Here is a 17,939-nt window from a genome sequence, read left to right on the forward strand (position 1 = left end):
GGTAAGGCGGCCTGCGAACGCAGGTCGCAAGCGGCAACGCAGCGCGTAGCCGGACGGTGCGTATGCCGCTCGGCCCGCGCTAGCGGCTCATCGTCCGAGCAACGCCGGCAGATTGCCTTCGTAGAGGTGCACGCCGGCGTGGACGGTCTTGAACCACGAACACGCATACAGCTTGCCGCCGCACATCCGCCATTTCCTGCAGAACGACAGATCCTCCGACAGCGAGCGCCCGTCGGGTTCCCGCAGAAACTCGAAATGCTCGTACATGCCGGTCGAATTCGGCGACAGCCCCTGATAGCTCGGCGGAAACTGGACCTTCGTGTCGGGAAAGGCCTGCGCCATCGTTTCGAACACGTTGCGCGCAATCATCATCAGGCCGGCGCCGCCCGAGTGGATTTCCGAAACCGCGTCGAGCTCGATCCGCGACGCTGCGCCGTCGATCGCATACGCGGTCTGGCTGTAATCGGCGCCGAACACCGCGAGCCGTTCCGCCGGCAACGACGGATCCGAGCGCGCTGCCTCGGCCACCGCCGCCCAGTTGATGCTCTTGGACGGATACAGCCCGAGCATCACGTCGTGCTGCTGCTCGAACATGCGGATCACGTCGCTGCCGCGAAAGCCGATGTCCGCATCGATGAACATCAGGTGCGACAGCCCGCTGTGCAGGAAGCGCTCGACCGCCACATTCCGTTGCTGATGCAACAGTGCGGTGCCGCTCAGGTAGAAGTATTCGAACGCGAGGCCGGCGCTCAGGCACGCGTGCTGAAGCTCGAGCAGCCCGTTGACGTAGGGCAGGAAGCACATGCCGCCGTAGGCGGGCGTGGCGACGAAAATGCCTTGTTTCATGGTCGGATGGCGTGCGTGGGAGGTTGCCCCGCGAGCGTGGCGCGCGAGGAGGGCGATGCCGCTCTGCATCTTACGCTGCGCGACGCTCCGTCGGTTGGCGCCTTTCCGCACCTGGGGTGGCGCGCCGCCATGCATGCGCCGTCGCTACGGACGCAGCAGGTCGAATCCGCCGAACACGACCACGCCGCTGAGCGCAATCATCGCGACCGAATGCTGGCCGAAATAAAGGATCGCGGCCGCGAGCCACGTGGTCAGGCAGAAGGCGCCGATGCGGGCCATCGTGAATTCCTCGAAATGCGTGATGAAGGGGGGGCGCGCGAAACCGGCGCGTCGCCGCGTCGCGATGTCGCCGCGGGCGCGAGGTTCGCGCCGCGATGGCGACGGTGCCGGACGGCATCGCGTGTCGCGCACGGCCCGGCGTGCGCCGATGCGCGGTCGCTTGCGCGGCGTTGCGGAAGCAGCCGGCAAGCAGCCGGTGTGGTGCCGCGGCAGGCCAGCCGGCGATTTTACCAGCGTGGCACGCCCGTCATTCTGGCCCCTTCGCGACCTTCGGCGGTGTGCGAGCGGCGACCCTCATGCCGCCGTGCGACGCGGCCGTCGCGGCGTCGGGCGGACGCGGCGATTAAAGTTTTCTCCGACGAATACCGTAAACCGGTTGCAAGGTATTCCGCTATTCAACCGACCTGAGTCGCACACTCATTACGGACCGACACGATGCAGATCGATCTTTCTTCCGCCGCGCCAACCCCGCTCGCCACCGGCAACGCGACCGCCAGCCCGTCCGGGACCGGCGGTGCGTCGACGGCGTCGTCCACCGCGTCGTCGCCGGCGGGCAGCGCCGCACCGGCCGGTGCAGCGGGCCAGACGCTGGGCGCGTCGGGATCTTCCGGCGAAGATCCCGCGATCACGCAACTGAAGCAGCTCATCGAGCGCTTGCAGAAACAGCTCGCGCAGTTGCAGCAGCAGATGGCAGCCGCCGCGCAGCGCGCCAAGGACGATCCGGCCGCGGCGATCCAGCAACGGACGCTGAGCGCGCAAGCCAGCACGATCTCCGCCGCGCTGTCGACGGCGATCGCGCAGCTCGCGCAGGCGATCCAGAAGTCGGGCGGCTCGACGTCCGGCGGGCTGGTGTCGACGCAGGCCTGACCTGCGCGGCACGGAGGCGCGACGGCGCGGCGGTGCGTCGCGCCGCCGCCGCCATCGTTCCGCGCATTACAATCGAAAGCTCGTCTCCCTCGACAGGACGGCCGAACGATGACTGCGGAATTCGCCGACGACGACCTCGTCCGCTTCGACGCGCAAGGCGGCACGCCGCTGCCCGCGGCCGATACCGAAGGATGGCTGGACCACGACGGCGCACGCCTCTGGCACGCATCGTTCGGCCACGGCCCGCCGGTCGTGCTGCTGCACGGCGGCCTCGGCCACGCGGGCAACTGGGGCAACCAGGTGCCGGCGCTGCTCGCGGCCGGCTACCGTGCGATCGTGATCGACAGCCGCGGCCACGGCCGCAGCACCCGCGACGATCGCCCGTATTCCTACGACCGCATGGCCGCCGACGTGCTCGCGGTGCTCGATGTGCTGCGGATCGGGCGCGCGCGCTTCGTCGGCTGGAGCGACGGCGCGTGCGTCGCGCTCGTGCTGGCGGCCGGCGCGCCGGACCGTGTGGCGGGCGTGTTCTTTTTCGCATGCAACATGGACCCGGGCGGCACGAAGGAGAGCGTGCCGAGCGTGCTGATCGACCGCTGCTTCGCGCGGCACCGGAAGGATTACACCCGGCTGTCCGCGACGCCCGACCAGTTCGATGCGTTTGTCGCGGCCGTCAGCGAAATGATGCGCACGCAACCGGATTACAGTGCGGCCGACCTCGCGGCGATCGCGGTGCCCGTCGCGATCGTGCAGGGCGAGCACGACGAATTCATCCGCGCCGACCATGCCGCGTATCTCGCGCGCACGATTCCCGGTGCGACGCTGACGTTGCTGCCGGGCGTCAGTCATTTCGCGCCGCTGCAGCGGCCCGCGCGCTTCAATGCCGCGATGCTCGCGTTTCTCGACCGGTTGCCGGACTGACGTCCGCATGGCCGGTTCGTGTGCTGCATAAGATTTTCTTTAGGCACGCGCAACATATCGTCGATTGTTGGCTGGCGGCCGGTGGCGGATAGTGCTGCTTCGTCAGGCCGGCTGCCACGACCTCCCCGCAGCGTGGCCCGGTCTGTTGTCCACACAACCATCGGAAAATCGAAGGAACCGCACCATGCGATTCAACGCGATACGTTGCGCCGCGACGCTGTTCGTCGCCGCGTGCGCTGCCGTGGCCGGCCACGCGGCCGCCGCCACGCAGGACGAGATCCACGCCACCGTGACCCGCCACGTCGCGCCGCTGATGAAGCAGTTCGCGATTCCCGGCATGGCGATCGGCATCGTCGCCGACGGCAAGCCTTACGTGTTCGACTACGGCGTGATGTCGACGCAAACCGGCAAGCCCGTGACCGGCGACACGCTGTTCGAGATCGGCTCCGTCAGCAAGACGCTGACCGCGACGCTCGCGTCCGACGCGCAGGAAGGCGGCGAGCTGTCGCTGTCGGACCCGGCCGGCAAGTATCTGCCCGCGCTGCGGCACACGCCGTTCGGCGGCGTGACGCTGCTCGAGCTCGGCACGCATACGCCGGGCGGCATGCCGCTGCAGGTGCCCGACCGCATTCGCGACGAAGCGGCGTTGATGCGCTATCTCGACGCGTGGCAGCCCGCGTATGCGCCGGGCACGCGCCGCACTTACTCGAACGTCGCGATCGGGATGCTCGGGCAGCTCACCGCGAAGGCAATGAATCGCGATTTCGCGGCGCTGATGGAGCAGCGGCTGTTTCCCGCACTCGGGATGACGCATACGTACATCAACGTGCCCGCCGCGCGCGAGGCCGACTATGCGCAGGGGTATACGAAGGATGGCAAACCGATCCGGATGACGGGCGGCATGTTGTGGCAGCCGGCGTACGGCGTCAGGACGACGGCGGCCGACCTGCTGCGCTTCGTGCAGGCCAACATGGGGCTCGTCGACACGACGCCGCGGCTGCAGCGCGCGCTGGAACGCACGCACACCGGCTACTTCCGGGCGGGCCCGCTCACGCAGGACCTGATTTGGGAGCAGTATCCGTATCCGGTCGCGCTCGCGACGCTGCTCGACGGGAACGCGCCGACGATGCTGTTCGACGCGACGCCCGCGAGCGAACTGACGCCGCCGCTCGCGCCACGACCGGACACGTGGATCAACAAGACCGGTTCGACCGACGGTTTCAGTACGTATGTCGCGTTCGTTCCCGCGAAGCGGCTCGCGATCGTGCTGCTCGCGAACCGCAGCTTTCCGATCGAGGATCGCGTGAAGGCCGCGTACCGGATCGTCGAGTCGCTGGGGGGCAAGCCGTAACGTGCGGCGCCGACTAACTGTCCGCGCGCTTGAAGGACGGCGGCGAAATCGATTGACGTGCGCCGGTCAATGGCCGCGATAGAGCGAGTCGCGGTTGCCGCTCGTCACAGCGCGGCCGGATGCGCTGGCGCCGTTGGCTTCGCTGCCGTAACCGGCCGTGTCGCCGTGCGGGGCTGCATTTGGAGCGGTTTGCGCGACTGCGTTGTCACGCACGCGTTTTTCGGCGGCAAGGATCGCGACCGGATACTGGTTGTGGTCCAGCGCCGGGCTGTAGCCGACGGCCGCGAGGCGGGCCATCTCGGCTTTCACGTCGGCGCGGGTCAGTGGGCGGTCGTTCTGCTGTGCGAACGCCGCGGCCGGAGCGGCAACGATCAGTGCGGCCAGCGCGGAACAAACGAGCGTTTTCATCTTGGGTACCTGTCAGGTGGAGTGAACCGCAACCACGGCGTCGTCGTTGCGTGTGCAGCCAATATAGGGATCCCGATGCCGCGGAAAAACACCCCGCCGGCGAAATCATTTTTGATCCTGGATCACGAATCGACGGTCGATTCGGTCGTCTTCCTTGCTGCACGGGCCTGCCGCGGGAACCGTCCCTTCCAGCGGGCGCGCAAATCGCGCCGCTATACCCCAATTTAGACCTGTCAGGACTCAACTGTGTCGAATTCCGTCTTGGACAGACTTAACTCGCGTCCCTAGACTGAACTCGCTTTCACTCATTCCCTGGAGAAAATCATGAGTCTCAAAGGCAAGCTGCCCGCAGAAAAGATCCTTGGCTTCGGTACCGCACCGCTCGGCAACATGTTCCGCAACATCCCGGACGCGGAAGCCGCGGCCACCGTCGAAGCCGCATGGCAGCACGGCATCCGCTACTTCGATTCCGCACCGTTCTATGGTGCCGGCCTCGCCGAAATGCGTCTGGGCGACGCCCTCGCGCACCATCCGCGCGACGAATACGTGCTGAGCACGAAAGTCGGTCGCGTGATCCTCGACGAGGTCGAAGACGTATCGGCGCGCGATCTCGGCGAGAAGGGCGGCCTGTTCGAACACGGCCGGCCGAACCGCATCGTCAACGACTACTCGGCCGACGCGACGATGCGCTCGATCGAGGACAGCCTGAAGCGTCTGCGCACCGATCGCCTCGACATCGTGTGGGTGCACGACATCGCGCAGGACTTCTACGGCGACGAATGGCTCGCGCAGTTCGAAGTCGCGCGCAAGGGCGCGTTCCGCGTGCTGAGCAAGCTGCGCGAAGAAGGCGTGATCAAAGCGTGGGGCCTCGGCGTAAACCGCGTCGAGCCGATCGAACTGGTGCTCGATCTCGCCGAACCGCAACCGGACGGCATGCTGCTGGCCGGCCGCTACACGCTGCTCGATCACGAGCGCGCGCTGCAGCGCGTGATGCCGGCGGCAGCCGCGCAGGGCGTCGGGATCGTGGTCGGCGGCCCGTACAGCTCGGGCGTGCTCGCAGGCGGTACGCACTTCGAATACCAGAAGGCGTCGCCGGAAATCGTCGCGAAGGTCGACCGGATCAAGGCGATCGCCGCGCGCCACGACGTGCCGATCAAGGCCGCCGCACTGCAGTTCTCGATGGCGCATCCGGCGACCGCCGCGGTGATACCGGGCGCCAGCCGTCCGGAGCGGATCGCGGAAGACCAGGCGGCGCTGAACGTGGTGATTCCGGCCGACTTCTGGCACGACATGCGCGAACAGGGTCTCGTCGCAGCGAACGCGCCGCTGCCGATCGATCGCTGATCGTCAATCGTCGATCATCAAGGGTGATGACATGGCAAACGCACAGGCAAGCATCGAGATCTCGGCTTCGGCCGATACGGTCTGGAAACTGATCGGCGGCTTCGGGTCGCTGCCCGACTGGCTGTCGTATATCCCGGCGAGCGAACTGAGCGAAGGCGGTCGCGTGCGCAGTCTCGCGAACCCCGACGGGGACTCGATCGTCGAGCGGCTGGTCGCGTTCGACGACGCGGACCGCAGCTATACGTACGCGATCCTGCAGGCACCGTTCCCGGTCGTGAACTATCGCTCCACGCTGCGCGTGCGCGAGAACGGCGCGAACGCGTCGACGGTCGAGTGGTCGGGCACGTTCACGCCGAATGGCGCGACCGACGACGACGCGATCGCGCTGTTCCGCGGCATCTACGAAGACGGTCTCGCCGAACTGGCGAAGCGGTTCTCGGCGTGATGGCATGATCGCGCGACGCTATCGCGCGTGAGTGAACGGGTGTCGGCGGTGTCGGTACCTGTCGGTTCCGTGTTTCGTTGCGGGTTGCATGCGTGACGGGACACGGAACCGGCGTGGCTGTGCGCGGTCGGGCATTCGTCTGACTGACGTGCCGAAGCACCGATGCACCGGCGTCGACTCTTGTCGACCAGCCCGCTGCGCGTTCGCTGCAGCGGCTTGACGTGGCGGCGGCCAGACGCTCGCCCAGAGCCGCCCGGCAAGGGGGCGATAACGAATGGTTATACCGGTATCACTTCCTTTCAATTGTCGCGCGGTCGATGACTCCTTATGCTGGCCCATTGCGCGTAAGTTCCGGCGCATTTCCGACGTGCGCGCCAGTGTCCCGCCGGCACGCGGCAGGCGGCGGCAAACGCACGACAACTTCGGCTCATGACCGTGCCGATCGCAGCGCGAGGCGGCAGCGGCGCGCACGGGATTCCAGGAGCGAAGCATGAATCTGAACATCGAAGGCCGCTGGGCGCTGGTCTGCGCGGCGAGCAAGGGGCTCGGCAAAGGCTGCGCGCAGGCGCTGGTCGCCGAAGGCGCGAACGTCGTGATCACCGCGCGCGGCAGCGATGCGCTCGAAGCGACCGCGCGCGAACTGCGCGCGCTCAATCCGGCCGTCACGGTGATCGCGGTGGCCGGCGACATCACGACCAGCGCGGGCCGCGCGGCGGCGCTCGCGGCCGCGCCGCACATCGATATCCTCGTGAACAATGCGGGCGGGCCACCGCCGGGCGACTTCCGCGAATGGACGCGCGACGACTGGATCGCCGCGCTCGACGCGAACATGCTGACCGCGATCGAGCTGATCAAGGCGACCGTCGACGGGATGGGCGACCGCGGCTTCGGCCGCATCGTGAACATCACGTCGAGCGCGGTGAAGGCGCCGATCGACGTGCTCGGCCTGTCGAACGGCGCGCGCACCGGCCTGACCGGCTTCATCGCCGGCATCGCACGGCAAAAGCGTATCGCGTCGCGCAACGTGACGATCAACAATCTGCTGCCGGGCGCGTTCGACACCGATCGCCTGAAGAAGGCGACGGAGGCGTCGGCCAAGGCGGAAGGCAAGGATGACGAAGCAGTGCGCGAAGCGAGGCGGCGCGCGGTGCCGGCCGGACGCTTCGGCACGGCCGACGAGTTCGGCGCGGTCTGCGCGTTCCTGTGCAGCGCGCATGCGGGCTACCTGACGGGGCAGAACGTGCTGGTCGACGGCGGCGCGTATCCGGGCACGTTCTGACCGGGCGAGCCGGTGCAACGGCTCGGCGGCAATGCACGCACCGCCTGACAGTGCGTGCGCAGCATGAGAAGCGTCGCTGCCTGGGGTTCGAGCCGGGGCGGCGACGCGACACATACGTCGGCGCGGCAAACAACATAAGCGAACCCGTCATCCGATGGCGTTCGCATTCGATTCATCTACAGAGGACACGACGGAAATGACTATCGCAGGCAACCTGCTGATCGGCCAGCGCGCACGGCGCGGTACGAACGGCGAGATATACGCGATCGACGCGGCCAGCGGCGAACGCATGGAGCCCGCGTTCGGCGGCGCGACCCTCGTCGATCTCGACGAAGCATGCGCGCTTGCATGGACCGCGTTCGACACGTATCGCGAAACCCGACCCGAAGCGCGCGCGGCGTTCCTCGATACGATCGCGGCGAACATCGTCGCGCTCGGCGACGAACTGGTCGAGCGCTGTGTCGCCGAAACCGGCCTGCCGCGCGCGCGCATCGAAGGCGAGCGCGGGCGCACGGTCGGCCAGTTGCGGATGTTCGCCGACGTGGTGCGCGCGGGCGACTATGTCGATGCGCGGATCGATCCCGCGCAACCGGCACGCCAGCCGGCGCCGCGTCCCGACCTGCGACTGCGTCATGTCGGCCTTGGGCCGGTCGCGGTATTCGGCGCAAGCAACTTCCCGCTCGCGTTTTCGGTGGCCGGCGGCGATACGGCGTCCGCGCTTGCAGCCGGCTGCCCGGTGATCGTGAAGGCGCACCCGGCGCATCCGGGCACGTCGGAGCTCGTCGGGCTGGCCGTGCAGCAGGCAGTGAAGACGTGCGGGATGCCGGAAGGCACGTTCTCGCTGCTGTTCGACAGCGGCCTCGAGATCGGCCAGGGGCTCGTGCGCGACCACCGCATCAAGGCGGCCGGCTTTACCGGCTCGCGCCATGCCGGCACCGCGCTGGTCGCGATCGCGAACGCGCGCCCCGAACCGATTCCCGTGTACGCGGAGATGAGCAGCATCAATCCGGTGCTGCTGTTCCCGAACGCGCTCGACGCGCGCGGTGAAGCGATCGCGCAGCAGTTCGTGCAGTCGCTGACGCTCGGCGCCGGGCAGTTCTGCACGAATCCCGGGCTGATCTTCGCGGTAGACGGGCCGGCGCTCGAGCGCTTTACCGCGGCGGCTGCGGAGCGGCTCGCGCAGGCCGCCGCGGCGACGATGCTCACGCCGGGCATTCATCGCGCGTTCGAGCGGTCGGTGGACACATTCGCTCGGCATCCGCAGGTGCGCACCGTCGCACGCACGCGCGCGCCGACCGGCGCGAACCAGGGGCACGGCGCGTTGTTCTCGACGAGCGCGGACGCGTTCCGCGAAACGAAGGCGCTGCACGAGGAAGTGTTCGGTGCGGCATCGCTGATCGTCCGGTGTCCGGATCTGAACGCGATGCTCGGGCTGATCGAGTCGCTGGAAGGGCAGCTGACGGCGGCGCTGCATATCGACGAAGCCGATTACGCCGCTGCGCGCACGTTCCTGCCGGCACTGGAGCGGCGCGCGGGCCGCGTACTCGTGAACGGCTTCGGCACCGGCGTGGAAGTCGCGCATGCGATGGTGCACGGCGGCCCGTATCCGTCCACGTCGGACGGGCGCTCGACGTCGGTCGGCAGTCTCGCGATCCGGCGCTTCCTGCGGCCCGTCTGCTATCAGGACATGCCGGACGCGCTGCTGCCCGATGCGTTGAAAGCGTCGAATCCGCTGGCGATCAACCGGCTGCTCGACGGCAAGGTCACGCTCGCGAAGTAACGCGGGAGCAGCGATGCCGGCATCGGGGAACGCGCATGTGCATGTCGTTGCATGCGCACCGATGTCCGGCCGATCTGTTTCAAACCTGTTCACTGCGGGCACGTGGAGACCACGACCGGGTCGCGCATCGTTCCGCGATCACGTCGTTTCCCGCAGCGCGTTTCGCGCCGCGATACGGCGATACGGCGCCCCGCACCGCGTGCCTTCGATGACGCCGGCCGCGGCGCACGTCATCTCTACGCTGCGCGACGCCTGCCACGTCATTCGACCGCCGCGACCGCTTCCTCGCCCGTCAGGATCTCGCGAAACACCCCTACCAGCGGCCGCAGATTGACCTTGTGCCATGCGGCCCATAGCGGCGTGCGATAACTGAACCACGGCAGCTCGCGCAGCACGACGCCTTCCGGCACCTGTTGACGCAGGCTCTGCTGGATCATCGTCACGCCGAGCCCGGCGGCAACGAGCCCGAGCGCCGCGAGCGGCTCGCTCGCCTCGACGGAGATGTCCGGCGAGAAACCGGCCTTCGCGCACGCGGCGACGAACGGGCCGTGGCGCGGCGCGCTTTCCTGCTGCGCGACGCCGATCCATGCCTGCGTGGCGAGATCGTCGGGCGTGAGCGTCTTCTTCTTCGCGAGCGGATGTTCTTCGGGCAGCGCGAGCAGCATCGGATCGTTCAGCACGCGCATCGATTCGAGTTCGGGATCGTCCGGCGCAGGCGGCTCGGTGACGAGCGCGATGTCGAGGCTGCGCTCGCGCAACCCTTCGAGTTGCGCGGCGGACGTGTAGTTGTACAGCGCGATGTGGACGGCCGGGCGGTCGGCACGCAGCGTCTTCAGCGCGCGCGGCAGCACGCCCGAGTGCGTGGCCGTTTCCAGGTAGCCGATGCAGAGACCGCCTTCGTCGCCGCGGCCGAGCCGGCGCGCGAGCGATTCCAGCCGGTTCGCGTGACGCAGGAACGCCTGCGTTTCGCTGAGGAAGGTGCGGCCGTCACGCGTCAGACGAATGCGTTGCTGGCTGCGTTCGAACAGCGTCAGCCCGAGCTTCTCCTCGAGCTGCGCGATCTGGCGGCTGAGCGGCGACTGCGAGATATGCAGCCGTTCGGCGGCGCGCCCGACGTGTTCCTCTTCCGCGACCGCGATGAAATATTGAAGCTGGCGGATGTCGAGCATATAAGACCTTGGGAGACTCAAGTGTGCTGAATTATGTCCGCAGGAGACGTAACCGTGCAACCTAGACCGGGCTTGCGTTCGCGCGATCCGATGCGCATGACATCGTGCAGTTCGACGTCGCGCGCAGGGACGTGCCATGTGCCGAGCAAGCAAGCCGCGCAACGAAGGCGCGTTGGCTGCATGGAGATCGGCGGCTGAGGATGCGGGATGCGCGAGCACGCGCTCGACGCGCCCCGTGCGTCGAGCGAGGTCCGGCGTCGAGCGATTCGTTCGGCGCAAGCCGTTAAAAAATGCCCGCACAAGCGGGCATTCGTCGTGACGCCGCGATGCGGCCGACTGTTCGAGCGCACACTCAACCGTGCGCGCGCGGCCGATAGGTGGTACACGGAAATCGGCGAGCTGAACCAGGTCGTGCACATCTGGGCGTACGAGCGCCTCGACGATCGCATCAAGCGCTGCACCGCGCTGTACGAGGATCCGGACTGGCTCGAGAAGTTCGTGCCGAAGGCGTTCCCGATACTGGAGAAGATGGAATCGAAGCTGCTGCGGCCGGCCGCGTTCTCGCCGATCAGGTAGCGAGCTGCGGACTGTGCAGCGTCTCGACGAGCATCCGCGCACCGGGCGTCAGGTGCGCGAATGCGCGCGCCACCACGCCGAACGGCTCGTCGAGCGCGGGAATCGCGACCGGCAGGCACGCGACGAGACCGAAGCGCTCGCCGAATTCCGCGACTTCGCGCGGGATCACCGCGACGAGTTCCGGGTTCGCCTGCAGCAGCGTGAGCGTCGCGAACGTCGACGCCGTTTCGATCGGATAGCGCGGCACGTCGATGCCGGCATCGGCGAGCGCGCGTTCGAGCGCGAGCCGCATCGGCGTGTTGACCGGATACGCGACCCATTCGGCGTCGGCGAGATCGCGCAGCGTCAGCGCGTCGCGTGCGGCCAGCGCATGCGTGCGTGCGGTCACGACCGCGAGCGGTTCGGATTTCAGCGGCACGTAGTCGTACGCTTCCGGGCGTCGGCCGTTGCCGTTGCGGCAGATCGCGAGATCGATGCGGCCGTCGTCGATCAGCGCGAGCAGACTCGCGCTCGTGCCTTCGACGATTTCGACGGACAGGTGCGGCTGGCGGCGACGCAGGTCGGTCAGTGCGCGCGTGAGCAGCGGCACCGCGCCCATGATCACGCCGACGGCGAGATGGCCGCCGTGCCCCTGCGTGATCGCGAGCACTTCGGTATGCAGGTGTTCGAGGTCGCTGTAGATGAGACGCGCATAGCGCGTGACGCAGCGGCCGAGGTCGTTCGCGACGAGCCCCTTCGGTTGCCGCTCGAACAGCGGCATGCCGAGGATGTCCTCGATCTCGCGCAGCACCTTGGTGGCGCCGGGTTGCGAGATCGCGATTTCTTCGGCGGCCTTGTGCAGCGAACCGTGATTTTCGAGCGCGATCAGCAGCTTCAACTGCTTCAGGCGAAGGCGCGATGCGATGTTCGCGAGAGAGGGAACGGCCAGCGGCTTCATGGCAACGACCAAACCGAAAGCGGCGATTATAGCCCCGTTCGCGTCCGACACGATCCTGAGGATCGCTAATGCAGCATCGGGTCGCGCACGCGCGGCGAACCGGCGCCGCACGCGTCGCGACGCGTGACGCCCGTCGTCAATTCCCGTACATGTCGAAGTCGAAATATTTCGACTGGATCTTGTTGTACGTGCCGTCGTTGCGGATCTGCGCGATCGCGCGGTTCAGCGCGTCGCGCAGGTCGGTATCGGCCTTGCGCACGCCGGCCGCGTCGCCGTTGCCCATGATCTTCGGATCGAACACGACGCCGCCGGCGAACGAGAACCCCTTGCCGCGCGGCGTCGCGAGGAAGCCGAGCTGGCCCTGCACCGCATCCATCAGCACGCCGTCGACGCGCCCCGTCACGAGGTCCGCATACGCCTGGTCGTAGCTCGGATACGGCACGACTTCGACCTTCGCGGCCGCCCACTTCTCGCGCGCATAGGTTTCCTGGATCGTCCCCTGTTCGACCGCGATGCGCTTGCCGGCGAGCTTCGCCGCTTCGGGCAGCAGCCCGGAACCGGTGCGCGCGATCAGGCGCGTCTGGTTGCGGTACAGGCGGTCGGTGAAGTCGATCTGCTGGCGGCGCTGTTCGGTCGCGGCCATCGACGACAGGATCACGTCGAACTTGCGCGCCTGCAAACCGGGAATGAGCCCGTCGAAACTGCTCGACACCCACACGCATTTCGCGTTCAGCTTCGCGCACAGCGCATTGCCGAGATCGATGTCGAAACCCTGCACGCTGCCGTCGGTCGCGGTCGATTCGAACGGCGGGTAGGTCGGGTCGACACCGATGCGGATCGTCGTCCACTCCTTCGCCGACGCGAGCGTCGCAAAGGCCATCGCGGCCGCGGAAAGCAGGATCGTGATGCGCGTCTTGTTCTTCATGGTCAGGCTCCGTTCGTGTGGGGAAGCTTGCGGCATGCGCGGGCCGCGCTTCAGCTCGGGAATTCGCCGCGCCGGAAATCGTTCGACAGTTCGAGTGCGTCGGCCATCTCGCCGACGCTCACGGGCTTGATCGGCGCGCGGATCCGGTAGTGGCCCACGGCGCCGACGTCGCGCTGCTGCACGTCGGCGATCAGCTCGCCGACCGTCGTGCCGCACCAGCGTCCCTGGCACGGCCCCATTCCGCAGCGCGTGAACGCCTTCATCTGGTTCGGCCCCTGGCAGCCGAGCGCCGCAAGCGCGCGGATTTCGCCGGCCGTGATCTCCTCGCAGCGGCAGACGATCGTGTCGCCGTCAGGCCGGCGCAGCGCGGCGGGCGGCATGTACAGCGCATCGAGCAGCGGGCGGACCGCGAGATGGCGGCGCCACGCGTGCAGCACCGCACGTTCGCGTTCGGCTTGCTGTCGGCGGTCGAGCGCGCCGAGCGCGGCCGCGATGTCGAGCGCCGCGACTTCGCCCGCGAGTGCCGCGGCCTGCGCGCCGCCGATGCCCGCACCGTCGCCGGCGATCCAGACCTGCGCGACGCTGCTGCGGCCGCGCTCGTCCGATTGCGGCCGCCAGCATGCGGCGCGTTCGTCCCATCGGTGCGCACAGCCGAGCGAACGCGCGAGTTGGGTCGATGGAATCACGCCCTGGTGCAGCAGCACGAGCGACGTGTCGAGCGATTGCGCGACGCCGTCCGCGTCGCGAAAGCGGATGCGTTCCGCGCGGCCGTCGCCGTCGATGCGCACGTCGGTGGCGCCGCGATAGACGGGGATGCCGGCGGCGCGCACCGCGCGCAGCATGCGCCAGCCCTTGAGCAGATAGTCGGCGCCGCGCAGCGCCGGCAGCGCGTGCGGGAGCGCGCGACGCCACGCATCGCGCGGCGTCGTGTCGACCAGCGCGCGCACGCGGCGGCCCGCGTTCAGCAATTGCGCGGCGAACAGCCACAGCAGCGGGCCGCTGCCCGCGAGCACGGTGTCGGCCGACGGCGCGAGGCCGGACGATTTCAGCAACGTCTGCGCGGCGCCGACGCCCATCACGCCCGGCAATGTCCAGCCGCGTACCGGCCACGGGCGCTCCTGCGCGCCGGTGGCGATCAGCACCGCGCGCGCGCGGATGTCGAGCGTGCCGCCCGCCGGACCGCTTCGCGTGAGCATCGCGACCGGCTCCGGCTCGAACGCGATCTGCCATACCGTGGTGCGCGGCAAGTATTGCGCACCGCTCGCGAGGAGGCCGTCGACGAGCGTGCGGCCCGCCGTGTAATCGTTGCCGAGCCATCGCGCGAGATCGGCGGGCGCGGCCGCGACGTTGCGATAGATCTGTCCGCCGGGTGCAGCGCCTTCGTCGGCGACGACGACCGACAATCCGGCGTTGCGCGCGGCCGTGGCCGCCGCCATCCCGGCCGGCCCGGCGCCGACGATCAGCAAATCGAACGGGCCGCGCGTCATGCGAGCCTCGCGTTGCCGTGCATCGCACGCACCTGCATGCCGTCGCGCACGGGCGTCATGCAGCCCTGCACGTTCGGCACGCCGTCGATTTCGACGAGACAGTCGAAGCACACGCCCATCATGCAGAACGGGCCGCGCGGCGCGCCGCTGACGGCGCTCGCACGGCAGGCCAGCGTGCCGGTGGCGAGCAGCGCGGCCGCGACGCTGTAATGCGCGGGCACGTCGTGCGGCGTGCCGTCGACATGGATGCGCACGCGCTCGAGCGCGTGCATTGCAGTGGCGGGAACGATGGATTCAAACATGCCGGACATCCGTGGGCGCGGCGAAGCGCGCGGTGTTGAAGGCGGACAGGTCGGCCGGTGCGGCGTCGCCCGCGATCCATGGTGCGACGAGATCGGCATGCGCGGCCGCGAGCGTCACGCCGCTGTGGCAGATCGCGACGAACGCACCGGGATGCGCGGTCGACGCTTCGTATACGGGCAGCCCGTCCGGCGTCATGATGCGCAGCGCGCCCCACGCACGGACGATGCGCGCATGCGCGAGCGCCGGGAACGCAGTGCGCGCACGGCGTGCGATGTCGACCATCGCGGGGCGTGTCTGGCCGTCGTCGAAGCCGACGTCTTCCGCCGAGTCGCCGAGCAGCACCGAGCCTTCCGGCGTCTGGCGGACGACGAGCGTCGGATAGTCGAGAAACGGCGCGAGCCGTTCGGTGACCATGATCTGGCCGCGCAGCGGCGAGATCGGCGCGTGCATGTCGACCATCGGCGCGAGCCGCGCGTTGTCGAGGCCGGCCGCGAGCACGACGCGTCCGGCTTCGAGCCGGCCTGCGCGCGTGTCGATCTCGAAGCGTCCGGCTCGCGGACGAATCTCGTCGACCTCGTTGCGCGGCAGATAGACGCCGCCGCTTTGCACGAATGCCTGCAGCATCGCGCGCAGCGTGTAGAGCGGATTCGCGTGGCCGTCGTTCGGCGACCACAGCGCACCGGCCAGTGCCGGCGACGCAGCGGGGATCCGTTTGCGCAGCGCGACCGGGTCCAGCACTTCGTACGACAGCGCCGCGTCCTGCCGATGCAGCGAGTCGAGCAGCGCGGTCGCGCTCGCGAGTTCATCGCCGTGTTCGAACAGTTCGATGCCGCCCGGACGCTGGAAGCCGCAGTTCACGCCGGTCTCGCGCTGCAGCTGCGCGGCAAACGCACTCCAGCGCTCGGACGATTCGCGCGACCAGCGCGCGTACGGCAGGCAGCGTCCGCCCTTGCCCTGCACCCACACGAGCCCGAAATTGCCGCGTGCCGCGCGAAACGCGATGTCGTCGCCGTCGCAAACGGCGACGCGCCGGCCCCGGCGTGCGATGCCCCACGCGAGCGCCATTCCGACGAGGCCGCCGCCGGCCACGACGACGTCGAAGCCGCGCACGGTCATGTGCGGCTCCGCGGAAGTCGGGACGGGGTATGCATGTTATGGGCCATGGTGGCGCGGTTCCTTACGTGTATGACGTTGCTGAATCGATGTTCGGACAGGCAAAATAGACTGTCCAATACAGCTTGATCAACGACCCATAACCCAGTGTTATGACCACGCCTTCCCTGAGAATTCGCCAGATCGAAGCGTTCCGCGCGGTGATGCAGCGTCATACCGTCACGCGGGCGGCACGCGATCTGCATATCTCGCAGCCGGCCGTGAGCCGGCTGATCGCCGATCTCGAGCATCGTGTCGGCTTCGTGCTGTTCGAGCGTCAGCAGGGGCGCTTCACGCCGACCGCGCAGGCGCGCGTGCTGTACGAGGAGGTCGAGCGAGCGTTCGTCGGGCTCGATCGCGTCGCGCAGGCCGCCGAGCAGATCCGCGCGATGCGGCGCGGCACGCTGCGCGTGGCCGGGTCGCCGGCCGTCGCGCTCGACCTGCTGCCGGAACTCGTCACGCGCTTCTCGCGCGCGCATCCGGGCGTCGACATCACACTGCTCGCGCACAGCGCGTCGACGGTCGTCGACAAGGTCGCGTCCGGGCAGTGCGACGTCGGATTGATCGCCGAGCCGGTCCCGCATCCGGCGGTGCGCGGCGAGCGGCTCGCGGAAAGCGCGATGTGCTGCATCGTGCCGCGCGGGCACCGGCTCGCGCGCAAGCGCGTAGTGCAGCCGGCCGATCTGCAAGATGAATCGTTCATCTCGTTTCCGCCGAGCTTCGAGGCGCGCAGCGCGATCGATCGCGTGTTCGTCGACGCCGGCGTGTCGCGCGTGCTGTCGATCGAGGCGCAGCTGTCGCAGACGATCGTCGCGTTCGTCGCGAACGGCGCGGGCGTCGCGCTGATCGATCCGGTGACCGCGGCTTATGCGCGGCATCGCGTGGCCGTCAAGCCGTTCGAGCCGGCCGTGCCCGATCATTTCTATCTGGTGACGTCCGCGTCGCAGCCGTTGTCGATGATCGGCGACGCGTTCTGTGCGGATTTGCGCGATGCGTTCGCGCGGATGCGGGACCGGCGCGACGAATGAACGCGCAGGAAAGCGGGTGAGCGGCAGCGCGCGCGGCCGGGGTTCGTGACCTCCGCGTTCCCCGGTTGCCGCACGCGCCGTGTTGCGCGTGTCGTCGCATCGCATGCGCCGGGATTGCACATCGGCGTGTCGCGATGATGCGGTGCGATCGACTCTAGCAAGCGTCCTCAATTTTGGGGATGCCGCCGCGGCGGCGAGTGTCTACGATCGGCAACGAACGGAGGCGTGGAGCGATACGGGCGGCACGGCGTCGAACGCGAGCCGGTTGCGCGGCACGACATTGGTCCGACGATATGAACAAATCCAGCGGGCATGCCGGCGCTTTTCTGACACACGACGCGCGTACCGTGACGGGAAGCGGATACGACGCGTCGAGCGAAAAGCCCACGCGGCGACGCCGATGATGACAGGCCGGGTGCCGTATGACGGGGAGTGGCCATCAGATGCTGACGAGAGACTATGTGGAGCGCGAGCTTTCTCATATCGAGAAAATGGTCGCGCTGCTGGAGAGCGATGCGCAGACCGGCGCGGCGGCGATGCCGTGCGCGATGCGCGTGAGCCGTCCGAGCTACTGGCGCGAGCGGATCGAAGCGTTGCTGGCGATCCCCGGCATGCCGCGCCACGTGACGAAACTCGGCCACGCGCTGCTCGCGAAGATCGACGGGATCGAGTCGCGGCCGACGCCCGCGAAGCGTTGAGCGGGCGGGCGCGCGCCACGCGCCGTGCATGGCGCGTGCGCCCCTTTATCTATTTTCGAGATAGTTCATATTCCGGATATCGCGTTGCGGGATACCGCGCGCCGCCGCCACACTTGCGCAAAATCAATTCCATCCGGAGACATT

Annotated in this window: 19 protein-coding genes; 10 read left to right on the forward strand and 9 right to left on the reverse strand. The window is 68.3% G+C overall.

The genetic code is table 11. From position 1 onward, the window contains the following. Positions 1–87 precede the first annotated feature (87 nt). Together Q3A80_RS21380 and Q3A80_RS21385 are read right to left on the reverse strand one after the other, a co-directional pair. Positions 88–846, reverse strand: a complete 759-nt coding sequence (locus Q3A80_RS21380; RefSeq protein ID WP_446330876.1) for a hypothetical protein — start codon at positions 844–846, stop codon at positions 88–90. 144 nt (positions 847–990) lie between these two features. After that, complete coding sequence (locus Q3A80_RS21385; protein WP_006750603.1) at positions 991–1,125, reverse strand: hypothetical protein; 135 nt, start codon at positions 1,123–1,125, stop codon at positions 991–993. Between the two features lie 435 nt (positions 1,126–1,560). On the opposite strand from Q3A80_RS21385, the gene Q3A80_RS21390 reads away from it, so the two are divergent. The 3 genes from Q3A80_RS21390 (at position 1,561) to ampC (ending at position 4,264) form a co-directional block, all read left to right on the forward strand. After that, on the forward strand, positions 1,561–1,992 hold the full coding sequence (locus tag Q3A80_RS21390; RefSeq protein ID WP_446330877.1) for a hypothetical protein: 432 nt from the start codon (positions 1,561–1,563) through the stop codon (positions 1,990–1,992). 108 nt (positions 1,993–2,100) lie between these two features. Further along, positions 2,101–2,913: an alpha/beta fold hydrolase gene (locus Q3A80_RS21395; RefSeq protein WP_446330878.1), complete on the forward strand. Its 813-nt coding sequence runs from the start codon at positions 2,101–2,103 to the stop codon at positions 2,911–2,913. Between the two features lie 184 nt (positions 2,914–3,097). Beyond that, on the forward strand, positions 3,098–4,264 hold the full coding sequence (gene ampC, locus Q3A80_RS21400; RefSeq protein ID WP_446330879.1) for a class C beta-lactamase: 1,167 nt from the start codon (positions 3,098–3,100) through the stop codon (positions 4,262–4,264). Positions 4,265–4,330: 66 nt separating this feature from the next. On the opposite strand, the gene Q3A80_RS21405 is transcribed toward ampC, so the two are convergent. Then, complete coding sequence (locus Q3A80_RS21405; RefSeq protein WP_446330880.1) at positions 4,331–4,672, reverse strand: DUF4148 domain-containing protein; 342 nt, start codon at positions 4,670–4,672, stop codon at positions 4,331–4,333. Between the two features lie 324 nt (positions 4,673–4,996). Here Q3A80_RS21405 and Q3A80_RS21410 point away from each other — a divergent pair, with 324 nt between their 5' ends. The 4 genes from Q3A80_RS21410 (at position 4,997) to Q3A80_RS21425 (ending at position 9,520) form a co-directional block, all read left to right on the forward strand. Next, a complete protein-coding gene (locus Q3A80_RS21410; RefSeq protein ID WP_446330881.1) occupies positions 4,997–6,016 on the forward strand; it encodes an aldo/keto reductase in 1,020 nt (339 codons plus the stop codon). A 31-nt stretch (positions 6,017–6,047) separates the two neighbouring features. Then, positions 6,048–6,461 (forward strand): SRPBCC family protein, encoded by a 414-nt coding sequence (locus tag Q3A80_RS21415; protein WP_446330882.1) that lies wholly within the window; start codon positions 6,048–6,050, stop codon positions 6,459–6,461. A gap of 490 nt (positions 6,462–6,951) precedes the next feature. Then, positions 6,952–7,740, forward strand: a complete 789-nt coding sequence (locus Q3A80_RS21420) for an SDR family oxidoreductase (protein ID WP_446330883.1) — start codon at positions 6,952–6,954, stop codon at positions 7,738–7,740. Positions 7,741–7,936: 196 nt separating this feature from the next. After that, positions 7,937–9,520 (forward strand): aldehyde dehydrogenase (NADP(+)), encoded by a 1,584-nt coding sequence (locus tag Q3A80_RS21425; RefSeq protein WP_446330884.1) that lies wholly within the window; start codon positions 7,937–7,939, stop codon positions 9,518–9,520. A gap of 260 nt (positions 9,521–9,780) precedes the next feature. Here the strand turns inward: Q3A80_RS21425 and Q3A80_RS21430 are convergent, their stop codons facing one another. Further along, entirely contained in the window at positions 9,781–10,689 is a 909-nt protein-coding gene (locus tag Q3A80_RS21430) for a LysR family transcriptional regulator (RefSeq protein ID WP_446330885.1), read from the reverse strand. A gap of 315 nt (positions 10,690–11,004) precedes the next feature. Between Q3A80_RS21430 and Q3A80_RS21435 the strand changes: the two genes are divergently transcribed. Next, positions 11,005–11,265, forward strand: a complete 261-nt coding sequence (locus tag Q3A80_RS21435; protein ID WP_446330886.1) for an NIPSNAP family protein — start codon at positions 11,005–11,007, stop codon at positions 11,263–11,265. On the opposite strand, the gene Q3A80_RS21440 is transcribed toward Q3A80_RS21435, so the two are convergent. From Q3A80_RS21440 to Q3A80_RS21460, 5 genes are all read right to left on the reverse strand, one after another. Further along, a complete protein-coding gene (locus tag Q3A80_RS21440) occupies positions 11,258–12,202 on the reverse strand; it encodes a LysR family transcriptional regulator (RefSeq protein WP_446330887.1) in 945 nt (314 codons plus the stop codon). The genes Q3A80_RS21435 and Q3A80_RS21440 overlap by 8 nt on opposite strands. A gap of 136 nt (positions 12,203–12,338) precedes the next feature. Beyond that, positions 12,339–13,127, reverse strand: a complete 789-nt coding sequence (locus tag Q3A80_RS21445; protein WP_446330888.1) for an ABC transporter substrate-binding protein — start codon at positions 13,125–13,127, stop codon at positions 12,339–12,341. Between the two features lie 50 nt (positions 13,128–13,177). After that, positions 13,178–14,614 (reverse strand): FAD/NAD(P)-dependent oxidoreductase, encoded by a 1,437-nt coding sequence (locus Q3A80_RS21450; RefSeq protein WP_446330889.1) that lies wholly within the window; start codon positions 14,612–14,614, stop codon positions 13,178–13,180. Next, the gene (locus Q3A80_RS21455; protein ID WP_446330890.1) at positions 14,611–14,916 is read right to left on the reverse strand and encodes a (2Fe-2S)-binding protein; all 306 of its coding nucleotides are present in this window, start codon (positions 14,914–14,916) and stop codon (positions 14,611–14,613) included. Before Q3A80_RS21455 ends, Q3A80_RS21450 begins: the two co-directional genes overlap by 4 nt. Continuing rightward, positions 14,909–16,033, reverse strand: a complete 1,125-nt coding sequence (locus Q3A80_RS21460) for an NAD(P)/FAD-dependent oxidoreductase (RefSeq protein WP_446330891.1) — start codon at positions 16,031–16,033, stop codon at positions 14,909–14,911. Before Q3A80_RS21460 ends, Q3A80_RS21455 begins: the two co-directional genes overlap by 8 nt. A gap of 149 nt (positions 16,034–16,182) precedes the next feature. Between Q3A80_RS21460 and Q3A80_RS21465 the strand changes: the two genes are divergently transcribed. Beyond that, a complete protein-coding gene (locus tag Q3A80_RS21465) occupies positions 16,183–17,097 on the forward strand; it encodes a LysR substrate-binding domain-containing protein (protein WP_446330892.1) in 915 nt (304 codons plus the stop codon). A 443-nt stretch (positions 17,098–17,540) separates the two neighbouring features. Next, complete coding sequence (locus Q3A80_RS21470) at positions 17,541–17,795, forward strand: hypothetical protein (RefSeq protein WP_446330893.1); 255 nt, start codon at positions 17,541–17,543, stop codon at positions 17,793–17,795. Positions 17,796–17,939 lie beyond the last annotated feature (144 nt).

This window comes from Burkholderia sp. SR8, assembly GCF_052851275.1.

Excerpts from the sequence above, each read along its gene's own strand:
- Q3A80_RS21460 (WP_446330891.1), bottom strand. The coding sequence starts at position 16,033 with ATGACCGTGCGCGGCTTCGACGTCGTCGTGGCCGGCGGCGGCCTCGTC.
- Q3A80_RS21405 (WP_446330880.1), bottom strand. The coding sequence starts at position 4,672 with ATGAAAACGCTCGTTTGTTCCGCGCTGGCCGCACTGATCGTTGCCGCT.
- Q3A80_RS21470 (WP_446330893.1), top strand. The coding sequence starts at position 17,541 with ATGCTGACGAGAGACTATGTGGAGCGCGAGCTTTCTCATATCGAGAAA.
- Q3A80_RS21385 (WP_006750603.1), bottom strand. The coding sequence starts at position 1,125 with ATGGCCCGCATCGGCGCCTTCTGCCTGACCACGTGGCTCGCGGCCGCG.
- Q3A80_RS21440 (WP_446330887.1), bottom strand. The coding sequence starts at position 12,202 with ATGAAGCCGCTGGCCGTTCCCTCTCTCGCGAACATCGCATCGCGCCTT.
- Q3A80_RS21425 (WP_446330884.1), top strand. The coding sequence starts at position 7,937 with ATGACTATCGCAGGCAACCTGCTGATCGGCCAGCGCGCACGGCGCGGT.
- Q3A80_RS21420 (WP_446330883.1), top strand. The coding sequence starts at position 6,952 with ATGAATCTGAACATCGAAGGCCGCTGGGCGCTGGTCTGCGCGGCGAGC.
- Q3A80_RS21455 (WP_446330890.1), bottom strand. The coding sequence starts at position 14,916 with ATGTTTGAATCCATCGTTCCCGCCACTGCAATGCACGCGCTCGAGCGC.
- Q3A80_RS21415 (WP_446330882.1), top strand. The coding sequence starts at position 6,048 with ATGGCAAACGCACAGGCAAGCATCGAGATCTCGGCTTCGGCCGATACG.
- Q3A80_RS21395 (WP_446330878.1), top strand. The coding sequence starts at position 2,101 with ATGACTGCGGAATTCGCCGACGACGACCTCGTCCGCTTCGACGCGCAA.
- Q3A80_RS21465 (WP_446330892.1), top strand. The coding sequence starts at position 16,183 with ATGACCACGCCTTCCCTGAGAATTCGCCAGATCGAAGCGTTCCGCGCG.
- Q3A80_RS21380 (WP_446330876.1), bottom strand. The coding sequence starts at position 846 with ATGAAACAAGGCATTTTCGTCGCCACGCCCGCCTACGGCGGCATGTGC.
- Q3A80_RS21390 (WP_446330877.1), top strand. The coding sequence starts at position 1,561 with ATGCAGATCGATCTTTCTTCCGCCGCGCCAACCCCGCTCGCCACCGGC.
- Q3A80_RS21445 (WP_446330888.1), bottom strand. The coding sequence starts at position 13,127 with ATGAAGAACAAGACGCGCATCACGATCCTGCTTTCCGCGGCCGCGATG.
- Q3A80_RS21410 (WP_446330881.1), top strand. The coding sequence starts at position 4,997 with ATGAGTCTCAAAGGCAAGCTGCCCGCAGAAAAGATCCTTGGCTTCGGT.
- Q3A80_RS21430 (WP_446330885.1), bottom strand. The coding sequence starts at position 10,689 with ATGCTCGACATCCGCCAGCTTCAATATTTCATCGCGGTCGCGGAAGAG.
- ampC (WP_446330879.1), top strand. The coding sequence starts at position 3,098 with ATGCGATTCAACGCGATACGTTGCGCCGCGACGCTGTTCGTCGCCGCG.
- Q3A80_RS21450 (WP_446330889.1), bottom strand. The coding sequence starts at position 14,614 with ATGACGCGCGGCCCGTTCGATTTGCTGATCGTCGGCGCCGGGCCGGCC.